The organism is Duganella sp. Root1480D1, assembly GCF_001427305.1.
In the GTDB taxonomy this organism is placed as follows: domain Bacteria; phylum Pseudomonadota; class Gammaproteobacteria; order Burkholderiales; family Burkholderiaceae_D; genus Rugamonas.
Window position 1 is genome coordinate 21,987 of the sequence record NZ_LMFZ01000001.1, and the last position, 12,839, is coordinate 34,825.

The 12,839-nt window shown below is 63.5% G+C and carries 12 protein-coding genes; 8 read left to right on the forward strand and 4 right to left on the reverse strand.

Annotated features, from left to right (window positions below):
* Positions 1–110: 110 nt before the first annotated feature.
* The 3 genes from ASD58_RS00105 to ASD58_RS00115 all read left to right on the forward strand — a co-directional run bounded on the left by ASD58_RS00105 (position 111) and on the right by ASD58_RS00115 (position 3,628).
* Positions 111–1,355, forward strand: coding sequence for a putative glycoside hydrolase (locus ASD58_RS00105; protein WP_057258837.1), 1,245 nt, complete (start codon positions 111–113; stop codon positions 1,353–1,355).
* A gap of 111 nt (positions 1,356–1,466) precedes the next feature.
* Entirely contained in the window at positions 1,467–2,642 is a 1,176-nt protein-coding gene (locus ASD58_RS00110) for an MFS transporter (RefSeq protein WP_057258839.1), read from the forward strand.
* Positions 2,643–2,656: 14 nt separating this feature from the next.
* A complete protein-coding gene (locus ASD58_RS00115; RefSeq protein ID WP_057258841.1) occupies positions 2,657–3,628 on the forward strand; it encodes a TIGR03571 family LLM class oxidoreductase in 972 nt (323 codons plus the stop codon).
* Here ASD58_RS00115 and ASD58_RS00120 read toward each other — a convergent pair.
* Genes ASD58_RS00120 through ASD58_RS00130 form a run of 3 tightly spaced genes read right to left on the reverse strand, consistent with a single transcriptional unit; the run spans position 3,570 to position 5,445 of the window.
* Positions 3,570–4,229 (reverse strand): hypothetical protein, encoded by a 660-nt coding sequence (locus ASD58_RS00120; RefSeq protein WP_057258844.1) that lies wholly within the window; start codon positions 4,227–4,229, stop codon positions 3,570–3,572. The two genes, ASD58_RS00115 and ASD58_RS00120, sit on opposite strands and share 59 nt — an antisense overlap.
* The gene (locus ASD58_RS00125) at positions 4,226–4,813 is read right to left on the reverse strand and encodes a hypothetical protein (RefSeq protein WP_156401080.1); all 588 of its coding nucleotides are present in this window, start codon (positions 4,811–4,813) and stop codon (positions 4,226–4,228) included. The genes ASD58_RS00120 and ASD58_RS00125 overlap by 4 nt, the downstream gene beginning before the upstream one ends.
* The gene (locus ASD58_RS00130) at positions 4,810–5,445 is read right to left on the reverse strand and encodes a transglycosylase domain-containing protein (RefSeq protein ID WP_156401081.1); all 636 of its coding nucleotides are present in this window, start codon (positions 5,443–5,445) and stop codon (positions 4,810–4,812) included. The genes ASD58_RS00125 and ASD58_RS00130 overlap by 4 nt, the downstream gene beginning before the upstream one ends.
* 178 nt (positions 5,446–5,623) lie before the next feature.
* Here ASD58_RS00130 and ASD58_RS00135 point away from each other — a divergent pair, with 178 nt between their 5' ends.
* The 3 genes from ASD58_RS00135 to ASD58_RS00145 are packed head-to-tail and all read left to right on the forward strand — an operon-like array spanning position 5,624 to position 9,055.
* Positions 5,624–6,826 carry a paraquat-inducible protein A gene (locus ASD58_RS00135; RefSeq protein WP_373994430.1) on the forward strand — a complete coding sequence of 401 codons (1,203 nt, stop codon included), beginning with the start codon at positions 5,624–5,626 and terminating at the stop codon, positions 6,824–6,826.
* Positions 6,819–8,456 carry an intermembrane transport protein PqiB gene (locus ASD58_RS00140; RefSeq protein ID WP_057258852.1) on the forward strand — a complete coding sequence of 546 codons (1,638 nt, stop codon included), beginning with the start codon at positions 6,819–6,821 and terminating at the stop codon, positions 8,454–8,456. The genes ASD58_RS00135 and ASD58_RS00140 overlap by 8 nt, the downstream gene beginning before the upstream one ends.
* The gene (locus ASD58_RS00145; RefSeq protein ID WP_229209853.1) at positions 8,453–9,055 is read left to right on the forward strand and encodes a membrane integrity-associated transporter subunit PqiC; all 603 of its coding nucleotides are present in this window, start codon (positions 8,453–8,455) and stop codon (positions 9,053–9,055) included. The genes ASD58_RS00140 and ASD58_RS00145 overlap by 4 nt, the downstream gene beginning before the upstream one ends.
* Here the strand turns inward: ASD58_RS00145 and ASD58_RS00150 are convergent, their stop codons facing one another.
* On the reverse strand, positions 9,056–9,883 hold the full coding sequence (locus ASD58_RS00150) for a hypothetical protein (RefSeq protein ID WP_156401082.1): 828 nt from the start codon (positions 9,881–9,883) through the stop codon (positions 9,056–9,058).
* Positions 9,884–10,031: 148 nt separating this feature from the next.
* Between ASD58_RS00150 and ASD58_RS00155 the strand changes: the two genes are divergently transcribed.
* Entirely contained in the window at positions 10,032–10,544 is a 513-nt protein-coding gene (locus ASD58_RS00155) for a CesT family type III secretion system chaperone (protein WP_057258856.1), read from the forward strand.
* A gap of 56 nt (positions 10,545–10,600) precedes the next feature.
* Positions 10,601–12,835: a hypothetical protein gene (locus tag ASD58_RS00160; protein ID WP_057258858.1), complete on the forward strand. Its 2,235-nt coding sequence runs from the start codon at positions 10,601–10,603 to the stop codon at positions 12,833–12,835.
* Positions 12,836–12,839: the final 4 nt, after the last annotated feature.

Genomic DNA, 12,839 nt, shown 5'->3' on the forward strand with positions numbered 1-12,839 from the left:
CTGCGATGCCAGTCTTTATGTTAGGGAGGCGCCGTTGCGCTGCACATGATCCAGGTCATAGAAACCGCAAGATCGCGCGTGTCATGCTCCGCAGCAGAAGGGAGAAAACGATGGGATCAGTTTTACGGCGCTTGTCCTGGTGCGCGCTGCTTTGCTGGCCGTGCCTGGCTGCAGCCCTGGATGGCCGCGTGGTCGACGCATCCAGCGGCCTGCCAATCGCCGGCGCGACGGTGATCGCGGGCGCCGACAGCACGCTGAGCGGCAACGATGGCGGCTTCCACTTGCCGGCGGCGGGTGGGCAAGTGTCGGCGCGCGCCATCGGCTATTCGCGCGCCACCGCCACGGCAAGCGGGCAAGAAGCTGCCGTGACGACTTTGCGCCTGTTTCCGCTGCGTCCCAAGGCGCTCTACCTGTCGGCCTATGGAATCGGCAACCAGGGCCTGCGCGACGCGGCCTTGCACCTGCTGGCCACTACCGAGCTCAATGCGCTGGTGATCGACCTCAAAGGCGACACCGGCATGGTTCCCTACCCCAGCCAGGTCCCGCAAGCGGCGCTGTGCGGCGCACGCGTTGTCACCACGGTGCGCGACATGGCTGCGCTGGCCGCCCAACTGCGGCGCGATGGCATCTACCTGATCGCGCGCATTGTGGCCTTCAAGGATGACCGGCTGGCGAGTGCCCACCCTGAATGGAGCGTGAAAAACGCGGACGGCGAAATGTTCCGCGACCGCGAGCAGCAAGCGTGGATCGATCCCTTCCAGCGCGACGCATGGGCATATTTGCTGGACCTGGCTCAGGAAGCCGCCGCCATGGGTTTCGATGAGATCCAGTTTGACTACGTGCGTTTCCCCGATACCCGCGGACTGCGTTTCGCCCAGCCCAATACGGAGGCCAACCGGGTGGTGGCCATTACCGGTTTCCTGCAAGCCGCGCGCCAGCGCCTGGCGCCTTATAACGCCTTCCTTGCGGCCGACCTGTTTGGCTATACCGCATGGAATTCGGGAGATACCGAAATCGGCCAGGATTTGCCGGCCATCGCCAAGGTGGTCGATTACATTTCGCCAATGTTGTATCCCTCCGGCTACCAGTTCGGCATTCCGGGCGTTCCCGATCCCATGCAGGAACCGGCGCTGATCGTGCAGCGCACCCTGCAAAGGGCGATGGCGCGCACCGGCGGCAACGGCTTGCGTTTCCGCCCCTGGCTGCAGGCCTTCCGCGACTACGCCTTCGACCACCGTCCCTTCGATGCCGATGAAATCCGGGCCCAGATCGACGCTGCGGAAAGCGCCGGCACGGACGGCTGGATGCTGTGGAATCCGCGCAATAGCTATAGCGCCGACGGTCTGCAGGAGTAGGAAGGCCAATTATTGAACTGAAATCAAAAGTGTTTGGCAAATACAAGGCTTAATCTGCAAATATTGCCCCGGTACACTGCGATCCATTGAAAACTCCACGAGTCAATTCCAATGCGATCCTCTACTGCCCTGTTAGCCCTTGCCACTGGCGCTTTTGCCATCGGCACCACCGAATTCACCCCCATGGGCCTGCTGCCCGTGATCGCCGACGGCGTCAACGTCAGCATTCCCACTGCGGGCATGCTGGTCTCGGCCTATGCGGTCGGCGTGATGGCCGGCGCCCCGGTGATGACCTTGCTGTTCAGCCGCTTCGGCAAACGCGCCGCCCTGATGGCGCTGATGCTGATTTTCACCATCGGCAACCTGTTGTCGGCCTTTGCGCCAAGCTACACCACCCTGCTGCTGTCGCGCCTGATTACCAGCCTTAACCACGGAGCCTTCTTCGGCATCGGCGCCGTGGTGGCTGCCAGTGTCGTGCCAAAAGAAAAACAGGCCAGCGCCATCGCGGCCATGTTCATGGGCCTGACCCTGGCCAATATCGGCGGCGTGCCTGCTGCCACCTGGATTGGCCAGCAAGTCGGCTGGCGCGTGGCCTTTGGCGGTACCGCCGTGCTGGGCCTGGTCACCATCGCCGCACTGTGGCTGGCCTTGCCCAAGGGCGAGCCTGGTACCCCGCCGAACCTGCGCCGAGAGTTGAAAGTGCTGACCCGCCCCGATGTGCTGCTGGCCATGGGGACTACCGTCATGGGCTCCGGCGCCATGTTTGCGCTCTATACCTATGTGGCGCCGATCCTGGCCGAGATCACCCACGCCAGCCCGGGCTTTGTGGCCTTTGCCCTGGTCCTGATCGGCATCGGCTTCACGCTCGGTAATAGCCTGGGCGGCCGCCTGGCCGACTGGTCGCTGGATGGCGCCACCAAGCTGATTCTCGCTGCACTTGCCGTCACCATGGCAGTGCTGCCGCTGGCGATGACCACCGAAGTTGGCGCTGCCATCGGCCTGGTGGTCTGGGGGGCCGCAGCTTTCGGCATCGTGCCACCGGTGCAGATGCGCGTCATGCAGGCAGCGGCGCAGGCGCCTGGCCTGGCTTCTTCGGTGAACGTCGGCGCCTTCAACCTGGGTAACGCAGTTGGCGCCGCACTGGGTGGCGTGGTGATCGGCCAAGGCCTGGGCTATGCCGCAGTGCCGCTGGTCGGCGCCGCACTGGCCGCCGGTGGCCTGGCGCTGGTCTGGCTTGGCAATGCCGGCCGCCGCAATGCCTCGGCTTCCGCCACTTCCTCGATCTGAACAAGGAATATTCCATGAGCGCTTCTTTGGCTCGCCTGACCGAGGGTGGCTTCAGCATCGGCATCGAGGCTCCGCTGGACAATGACTGGACCCATGCCGGCGAGCAGGCAAGGCAGCAAGCCGGCCGCCTGCCCGGCGAACCGGACCTGCAGCGCCACGCCGAGCTGGCGCAACTGGCCGATCGCCTGGGCTTCCGCGCCCTGTGGGTGCGCGACGTGCCGGTGTACGACCCGTCCTTTGGCGATGCGGCCCAGGTATTCGAAGTGTTTTCCTACCTTGGCTACCTGGCTGGCATCACCAGGGACATCCTGCTTGGCACGGCCGCCGTGGTGCTGCCGATCCGCGAACCGCTGCTGACGCTGAAATCGGCGGCGACGATCCAGCACCTGAGCGGCAACCGTTTGATGCTGGGCGTGGCCAGCGGCGACAGGCCGGTGGAATACCCGCTGTTCGGCCGCGACTTCGCCGAGCGCGGCAACAACTTCCGCGAACAGGTTGCGCTACTGCGTGAGGGCGCGCAGTCCAGCCTTCCGCCCGGCCTGAACGTGTTGCCGCGACTGGATTCGGCCCTGCCGTTGCTGGTTGCAGGCCTGTCCCAGCAAAGCCCGGCCTGGGTGGGCCAGAACATGGATGGTTCACTGGCCTATCCCGGCACGCCGGAAGACCATGCGCGCCGCGTGGCAGCCTGGCGCGCCGTCGCCGGCGACAAGCCCTATGCCACCTTTATCCACCTGGACTTGAGCGAACGTGCCGGCGAACCGATGCAGCGCTGGCGCTTCGGCTTCCGGGGTGGCCGCGACGCCCTGGTCGAAGAATTAAACGCGTTGCGCGCGGCCGGCGTCGACCACGTTGGCCTGCACTTCCGCCGCAATCGCCGCCCGCTTGGCGAAACGTTCCACGAGATCGCCGAATGCGTACTGCCGCTTGTTACTTCTGGGCCGGGCACTTCTTGCGCGGCGCCCAGTCCCACTGCTCATTATTCCTGACCAGCTTCACCTTCCATTTGCGCTCCGGGTCGGTGCTGCACGTGGCGTTTGCAACCAGTTCGCCATTGGGCATCCAGCTTGGCGTATCCAGGTCCGCGTACCGGTAATTCGGGTCGCGGTCCGGGATGAAGTTATAGCCGGACCAGGATAGCTTGCCATTCACCGCATATACCTTCCATACGCCGCCATCCATACCGTCCGGCTGTTCGGTCGCCAGGTAGGCGCGGCGATCGTCGGAGAAATTGAGACTCTCACCGCCTTCGGTGACAACACCGGTCTGCTCGTTAATCAGCTTACCGGTGAACAGGAGGCCGTCGTTGACGGTGACCAGGATGAAGCCTTCTTTACGGTCGCAAAAAGTATAGTGAACGCCATCCATCGGTTCATCGTATGGAGGCTGGTCCTTGAACGACTGAACGCCCGCCTTGGTGGTGACCTTGAGCAGGTGCGCACCTTTGCGAGCCACCACGCCGGGCGCCAGTTTATTGATGCGCACCTGCTCTTTTTCCGTGTCGGATGACCAGCATTTCAGTTCGAGCGGCGCTGCATGAAGCATCGAGCTGGCAAGCGACAGCGAAGCGAATAGAGTGAGTTTTTTCATTTGATAACGTCGACAATATCTGAAGCAAAATCGAGGAACAGTTCGTGGGCGCGGGGCTTCGGTGCGCCGGAAGTGGCGCCCACCTGGTCCGGCCGGTAGCCGAAATAGCGAAACCGGAGGCCCTTGGCCGACCATGCAAACCGCTGGCTGCGCGAGACCTTGTCATCCTGCGGACGCTGCCCTTCGGCGAGCGTGATCAGGACCGGCTCTTTCTCATTGAAGTCAATCACCGCATAGCCCTGCACGCCATAGTGCGGAGGCTGGGTGTCGCGCACGATCACCACGTACCCGTGTTCATTTGCGATGATCGAAGGACAGCCAACATCGCTTTGCCGGATGCCATTGGCCAGCGTATCGCCCTCCGAGATCCAGCTCGATTCACTGGTCTGGCGGAATACGACGCGGCCATTCAGCTTGAGCACCTGGTAATTGCTCGTGCTTACGTTGTTGATGCATTCGAACTTGCCCTGCGGCGTGTCGGCCCAGGCATGGCCCCACGAGTCAGCGCCAAAATTGGCCGCATTGCAAAAGCTTGCGCAGAGCGCGAATCCGATTCCGGACAAAATAAAGGGGAGATTTTTCATTTCTTCTGGATCTGCACATTCACCTGCACCAGGCGCTGGACAAACAGCGCAGGATTCTTAACCGGGTGATACAGGTTAGGCGCCTTGATCATCGCCACCAGGCCCACGAACTCCTCCTCCGTCAGCAGGCCTAGCGGTTTCGCGTAATAACTGAGGGCAGCATCCTCAAACCCGTGGACCTGCTTGCCTTCTTGCGTACCCAGATAGACCATGGCCGAATATGCGGCAAGCTGCCGGTGCTTGTCCAGCTTGCGGTCCAGCACAAGGGCCATTACGTCGCGCCCAATGTCGATCTTCCTGCAGCAGTCGAAGACGCTGCGGTAAAAGCGCTGGAAAGCACCTGCCGCGCCATCCAACTGCGTGTCGCCAAGATATACACTGCGTGCGAGAGACGAAGTGATGGTCGCCAGCCCTTGCCCGTGCAATACGCTAAGGCCTGCGTGATGAAAGAAATCGGGGTCTTCGACTTTCAGCAGGATCTCGACCTGGCGCGGCGACAGCGGCATCGCGGCCGCCTGCGGCAGGCCTTGGGCGGCCGATGGAAACGCTATCCAGGCCCAAGCCGCGGCAACGGTGAGATAGCTGGCCACCGCAAGCAGCAATACCAATAATGCGTTACGCAATATCTTCAATGACTTTCCAGGTTCAACTTTCGAATGGCCGCAGACTGTAGCCGAACTGAAGACCTAAAAGTCTATCGAATAGTCACGAGTGCAGACTTTCAGTTCAAATGTCGTATCATGCTGGCATATTTGAGTTCCTGCTAAACGAGTGCATCGATACGACCTGATTAGTTGTCATGACTGCGGCGTGCTGCATCGCCGGCGCCCGGTGCGTCCGCGCGAGAAAGCGCGCTGCGTTCGCTGCCATTCGGTGATGTACCGTGGCATCCATTCCGACGCCAGCCGCATGGCTGCCATCATCCTGGCTGCCCTGATCGTGTTTGTGATCGCCCAGTGCTTTCCCATCGTTGAACTGGACGTGAACGGCAACGCCTCGCGCGCCACGCTACTGGGGTCCATCGTCGTGCTGTGGCAGGGCCATATGCCGCTGGTGGCGGCGGCGGTCTTCCTGTTTACCATCCTGCTGCCGGCCATCGAGCTGCTGTCGCTGCTGCACGTCACGCTGGCACTGGCAGGCGGCCACAAACCAAAATTGTTCAATGTCCTGCTGTATGCCGTTCACCTGGCGCGGCGCTGGGGCATGACGGAGGTGCTGATGATCGGCATCCTCATTACCATCGTCAAGATGACCAGCCTGGCCACGGTGGTACTGGAACCGGGCCTGTTCGCGTTTGCCGCGCTGACGCTGATGCTGGCCATCGTGGTCTCGTTCGACCCGAAAATGCTGTGGAACCTGGGCGACGCCCTGACGCCCCAGCCGGACGTGCCCCCGCCCGTTCCGCAAGCAGCCTTGTCATGCCACGTCTGCGGACTGGTATCCGCAGACAGCGGCGCACGGCACCAGGACTGCCCGCGCTGCCACGCGCGCCTGCACCACCGCCACGCCGATAGCCTGGGCCGCACCTGGGCGCTGCTGATTGCAGCAGCCATCCTTTACATCCCTGCCAACCTGCTGCCCGTGATGTACACCCACTCGCTGTTCGGCATGGAGGACGACACCATCATCAGCGGCGTGCTGTATTTCTGGGACAGCGGTTCGCCCGCCCTGGCCGCGATCATTTTCGTCGCCAGCATCCTGGTGCCGCTGCTGAAACTGGCCGCCTTGTCGCTGCTGGCATGGACGGCGCAACGCCGCTCGCGCTGGCGCCCCTTGCAGCGCACCGTGCTTTACCGGATGGTGGAATTCGTGGGGCGCTGGTCGATGCTGGACATCTTCGTAATAACGCTGACCGTGGCCCTGGTGCGATTCAAGACGCTTGCCACGATCACCGCCGGGCCCGGAGCCCTGGCGTTTTGCGCCGTCGTGGTGCTGACCATGCTGGCTTCGATACAGTTCGACCCGCGCCTGATCTGGGATCCAGTCCCGCCCAATGGAGAAAAACATGCCTGAACACGACGGCACCCCAGCCAATACCGCCGGTGCTCCCCTGCCCCAGCCCCAGGTCGACAAGGCCAGCCACTGGCTGCCTTCGCTGGTGTGGTTGGTGCCGCTGCTGGCGGCGTTGATCGGCATCGGCCTGGTGGCCAAATCCTACTTCGACGAAGGACCAACGGTGGTGGTCAGTTTCCGCAGCGGCGAGGGACTGGAAGCCGGCAAGACCAAGGTGAAATACAAGGACGTGGACGTCGGCCAGGTGCGCGCCATTTCGCTCTCGCCGGACCTGAGCAAAGTGCTGGTAACCATCGACATGAACAAGGACGCGCGCCGTTTCACCGCCTCCGATACCCGCTTCTGGGTAGTCAAGCCCCGAATCGGCGTGAGCGGCGTCTCCGGGCTCGGCACGCTGCTGTCCGGCGCCTACATCGGCGTCGACGCCGGCAAATCGAAGGAAAGCAGCCATGACTTCGTCGGCCTGGAAAAGGTGCCGCAGGTAGCAGGCGACCAGAAAGGCACGCACTACACCCTGCATGGCGAGTCGCTTGGATCTATCGATGCCGGTTCGCCCGTGTTTTACCGCCGCATCCCGGTCGGGCAGGTAATCAGCTATGACCTGGAAAATAACGGCCAGGGCGTGGCAATCCGGGTCTTCGTCAACGCGCCTTACGACCAATATGTCGGCAAGAACACGCGCTGGTGGCATGCCAGCGGCGTCGACCTGCAGCTCGACTCCGGCGGTTTCAAGCTGAATACGCAATCGGTGGCCGCGCTGCTGGTGGGCGGCATCGGATTCGAATCTGTCACCGGCCGCAAGCCGGACGCAGTAGCCCCCGCCAACACCGAATTCCCGCTGGCCGCCGACCAGTCCCGCGCCATGCGCGAGCAGGATGGCGCACCGATTACGACGGTGTTCTACTTCAACCAGTCGCTGCGCGGCCTCTCGCCCGGCGCACCGGTCGACTTCCGCGGCATTGTGCTGGGCGAGGTGCGTTCGGTGGGCGTCGAGTACGACCCGGTCAAGAAGGACTTCCGCATGCCGGTCACGGTGGACATGTACCCAGGCCGCCTGGGCCGCCGCTTCCAGGAGACCGTGACCGACGACAAGGACCGCAACGCCGGCCCGCTGGTCCTGGAACGCATGGTCAGCCACGGCCTGCGCGGCCAGCTCCGCACCGGCAACCTGCTGACCGGCCAACTGTATATCGCGCTGGACTTCTTCCCCAACGCGGCGGCGGTCAAGCTGGACATGAATGCCTACCCGGTCGAAGTGCCGACGGTGCCCAATGCGCTGGACGAATTGCAGGCGCAGATCGCCAGCATCGCACGCAAACTGGATAAGGTGCCGTTCGACCAGATCGGCAACAACCTGCGCGACTCGCTGAAGAGCGCCGACAACCTGTTCAAGAAAGTCGACTCGCAGATCGTTCCGGAACTGCAGTCCACGCTGGGTGAAGCGCGCCAGACCTTCGGCGCGGCGCAGCAGGTGCTGCAACAGGATTCGCCAGTGCAGTCCGATCTGCGCTCAGCCTTGCAGCAACTGACGCAAACGCTGCAATCGCTTAACGAGCTGTCCGATTACCTGCAGCGCCATCCGGAAGCGCTGATCCGCGCCAAACCCCAGCCCGCGAAGGAGAACAAATGATGCGCTGGCATGTCCTGTCAGGTAGTGTAGTGCTTGCATTGTCGCTGGCCGGCTGCGCAAGCCCGCCGCCGGAACGCTTCTATAGCCTCAGCAACGGCATGGCCGCTGCCGCCAGCTTGCCCGATCCCGGCTACTACATCGAGGTGCAAAACGTGACGGTGCCGCAGCAGGTGGCGCGCAGCCAGCTGGTCGTGACGTCCGGCGAGGGACGCATCGACCTGCTGGAACAGGAACGCTGGTCTTCGCCCCCGGCGTCGGAAATCGGGCAGGCGCTGTCGCTGGCGATCTCCGGCGAACTGGGCGCCATCGATGTCTTCCGCACCCAGCCTCCGGAAAAGGCCACGGTCTACCGCATCAGCACCAATGTGCAGCGCTTTGAATCGGCACCCGGCAAATATGCGCTGCTGGATGCCGTCTGGAGCGTGCGGCTGGCAGGCAGCGCGCAAGTCCTGACTTGCCGCAGTACCGCACGTGAAGAAGTGGCGGCCGGCTACGATGCCCTGGTGATGGGCCATCGCCGCGCAGTGGCCCGGGTTGCAGCCGATATCGCCAAGGCCGTGCGCAGCCAGGCGGCAGGCAAGGCGGCTTGCCCGGCTTAACTACCCTTGACTGCCAGGCTCGCTGCCTGATTTCTCGATCAGGATCCTGGTGGCCTCGCGGCGCAGTGCACTGTCCTTGCCTTCGCCCTCACCGCCGATTTCTCGCATCGTGGCCGACATATGCGCACCTGCGGCCATGGTGCCGACAGTGCGCACGGCCGCACCGACCAGCGGCGCGCCGGGGAATGGCAGCATGCTGATCGCGGTGGCGCCGAGGTGCACGGCAGCAGTTCCTGCCGCCGTTGCCTTCGCTTCGAATTTCATCCTGTCCTGCATTGCGCTGCTTACTTCGTCGATGCCTTCCTTGCTGGTGGTCGCTGCCGCGTAGGCGGCGTCGCCAGCCTTCTTCGCGCTCTCGATCATCCTGGCGGGGTCGAAATTATCCACTGCGTCTTTCACGGCAGCTTTGCCAAGCCGGGCCGCATCATCCGTTGTGAGCGGCGCGTGTCCGCTGACCATCTTCGCCGCGCCAAACGTGGCTTTGGCATCGTCCTGGATGCGTTCCTTGAGCTGCTTGAGTTCTTCCGCCGTAAAGACGGGATTCTGCGCCACCATCTTTGCATCCTCGCCTAGCTGCTGCATCTTTCCCAACTGCCCATGGATTCCGCTGGAGAACGGCGAGTCATTCATGGGACCGCGAATGGCGCCGCTGAGCCTGCCCAGGCGCTCATTGCCGGTGCCGGACTGCTGGACCGCATGCGGCGGCCTTTGCGGCAGGGCCTGCGGCTGCGGCTGCGATTGCTGCTGAGCTTCGTTGCGATGGGCCAGCCGATCCAGCACGGCGCCTGCGGCAGCGCTGCCTGCAGCGATTGCGACTCTACTTAGCATGATGCGTCCTTTCGTTCGGTGACGAGGCATTTACCATCAGTGCCGCAGCAGGCCGGAAAGTTCCCCGCCATTTCCATTGGAACCAGCGCCGCGCATTCCCTACTCATCTCCAGCATCGCGTCCCCCAACCCATCACTGGAGAGTGAACATGAGCATCGACGTTTACCGCAACCTGATCAACCAGATTTGCGAACACGCGCAAATCCCCGACCCGCGCGCCCTGTATGACAAGGCCGAACTCAATATCGGTGGTACCCAGTTCCTGCTGCGCCACGGCGGCGAGCAGGCGCCGCACATCGTCAACATCTATTGCGGCCTGGGTCCGCTGCCTGCGGAATCCCGCGAGCTGGTGCTGCAAAGGCTGCTGGAAACCAACCTGTTGATGGCCGGTTCCGGCCATACCGCCACGTTCGGCTACAACGCCGAAATCAAGCAGGTCGTCCTGTATTGCATGCTGCCGCTGGACCAGTCCAGCGGCATGCTCACCCTGGCCATGCTGCGCCACTTCGCGGCCGTGGCCGAGCAATGGCGCACCACCTGGTTCCTCGACGACAAGGAAACCTCGAACGACAGCGGCGCCAAGGCCGCGCAAGGCGGGCGCTCGCGCCTCGATGTGCAGTTGCGCCAGTCCGGCAACGGAGCAGAGAGCAGCCCGGCGTAAAGCACCCCGCGCCTGTTCATTCGCCTTTCCTTTTCATTTGTTCCGAAGGAGTTCCCATGTTTGGAAATTTCCCCGGCATCGCCTCGCTGAACAACACGATCGCGTTGCACCAATGGCTGCAGAACCAGAACCAGCCCAACCCGGGCCAGGGCGCCCTCCCCGTCAGGCACGCACCGACCAACCAGAGCCTGCAACCCTCTTCGAGTGCGCAGCCTGGCAGCCCTGCGCATACCGGCGCGAACGCGCACGCCAAGCTGCCGCCCGATATCCAGAAGATAGCCGACGCCCTTGTTGCGCGCGACGCCGAACTGGCGGCCGTAAAAGGCCCTTTGCTGGAGGACCTTGATCGCCAGGGGCCACTCGACCTCAATATACTGGGTCGCCAGTTTGCACTGGAAGGCCAGGCCCTGCGCGGCAGCCTGGGCAAGGAAGCACTGGACAGCCTCGCTTCCGGCGCGGTGCTGCAGCGCGCAGTATCGGGCCACGTGGCGCCCGGCATGCACGGCGCCGTCAGCGAAGAAACGCTCGACGCCATCATCAACCCGGAAGGCCAACCGGAATTGCCGCCGCCGCTACCGCCCGAGGCGCTGGCGACGATCGCCCCCGGCCTGGGCGCCGCCGGTTCCGTCACGCTCGAAGCGAACCGCGCCACGGCGCTCGACTCGGCATACCGGCACGTGATCGCCAAGCTGGAGGCGGACGACCCGCGCGACCAGGCCATGATCGACAACGTCAAGCTGAGCCAGATGGCATTCAAGGTCCGCGTTGCCGGCCGGGAGAACGAGCTCGAACTGACAGCGCTCGCCTGCCAGATCGACATGGAAAAAGCATCGAACAAGGTCCCCTTGCCGGGCGTCAGGGGCGAAGCAAAGCGCGAGGAGGATACGGCAAAGGCCAAGCCCAAGCTGGACGCGGCGAAAGCGGAATTGAAGGAGTTCCACCAGGCCAGTAACCTGATCCTGCATGCCGAGCACCTGGAGAGCCTGAAAAGCCGCGCCATCAATATCAAGGAACAGGGCCTGAAGGAAAACCTGCCCAAGATCGCCAAAGTCGCCATCGGCCAAGGCTTGCCGCAAGCGGTTTCCTCGGCCGCGCACTGGGGCTATGCCCGCAACGCCGCACTCCTGGCCTCGACTGCCGCCCTGCACGGAAACGTCAATCGTCCCGCCGAACTGGTGGCCGGCGTTCTCGCACAGGCCTTCGCGCTGGGGACGGCGCACAAGCTGGTCGGCGACATTGCACGCGATGGCCTGCACAGCCTCACCGAGCTTGGGGGATGGATACGCCCCATCGAAACGGTGCAGGCCGAAGTCTACTTCCCGGACGCACCGCGCATCGAGTTCAACGGCCAGGGCAAGCTGCACGTGCACTCCGACGACGAACACGCTGCACTGAACGGCGACAGCGTCCACGATCGGAAGGAATTCCAGGACAAGACGCTCAAGGGCGGCTTTGGCACCCTCAAGGGCGATCTCGCCGGCTTCGCCTCGTTCGCCTCCGCCAACGCGATCCGCGACGCGCTGGCGAATGCGACGGAGCTGGCCAACTCGATCCATGCCAGAGCATCGGCCTCCTTTGCCGGCGGCGGCTCGATGGCGACCATCCAGAACCTGATCGCCTTGTCCGACCACCACGACGGCCTGCCCACGCGCGTGTTTGCCAAGCATACCAATCCACGTTCGGCCTTGCAGCGCATGTTGAATTCGTCGCAAAAGCTGGACCTGACCCAATCGGCCAACCGGGTCGATTTGTACAGCAGGATCTGGGGCGCCGGTGTCGGCATGACCATGGCCACTGCCCTCCAGACCTACGCCAGCGAAGCCTTGGACCGTGCCCGCGATCCGAACGGCGGCAACGCCGCCAACCGGCTTTGCCACGCCGTGCTGGAAGGATTCAAGTCCTACCTGACCTTGATGCCTTTCTTCGCCGGCATCGTCGCGGAAACGGAGGGCAAGAAACTCAATCCAGCCGGCACCTCGGCCTTGACCAATCGCGTCCTGTCCGGGCCCCTGAACGCCGCCTCGCCGTTCTACCTCAAGGACGGGGCCAAGGCGACGCACACCGCGCCGGAGGGCAGCCTGAACCGCCTTCCGCAGGGCGCCCATAACGTACTGCGCGGTATTACATCGACGCCAGCCCAGGCCGGTGCCGTGCTGACCGAGAAAACCGGCCAGCTCGCAGCCAACGCGATCAAAGGCACGGTCAAGCTGCCGGGCAAGGCCATCGAGGCAATGCGGAACAGACAGCCGCCGCCCGACGAAGAGCAAGGCCGCAACGCGCAGCAGCCATAAGGCA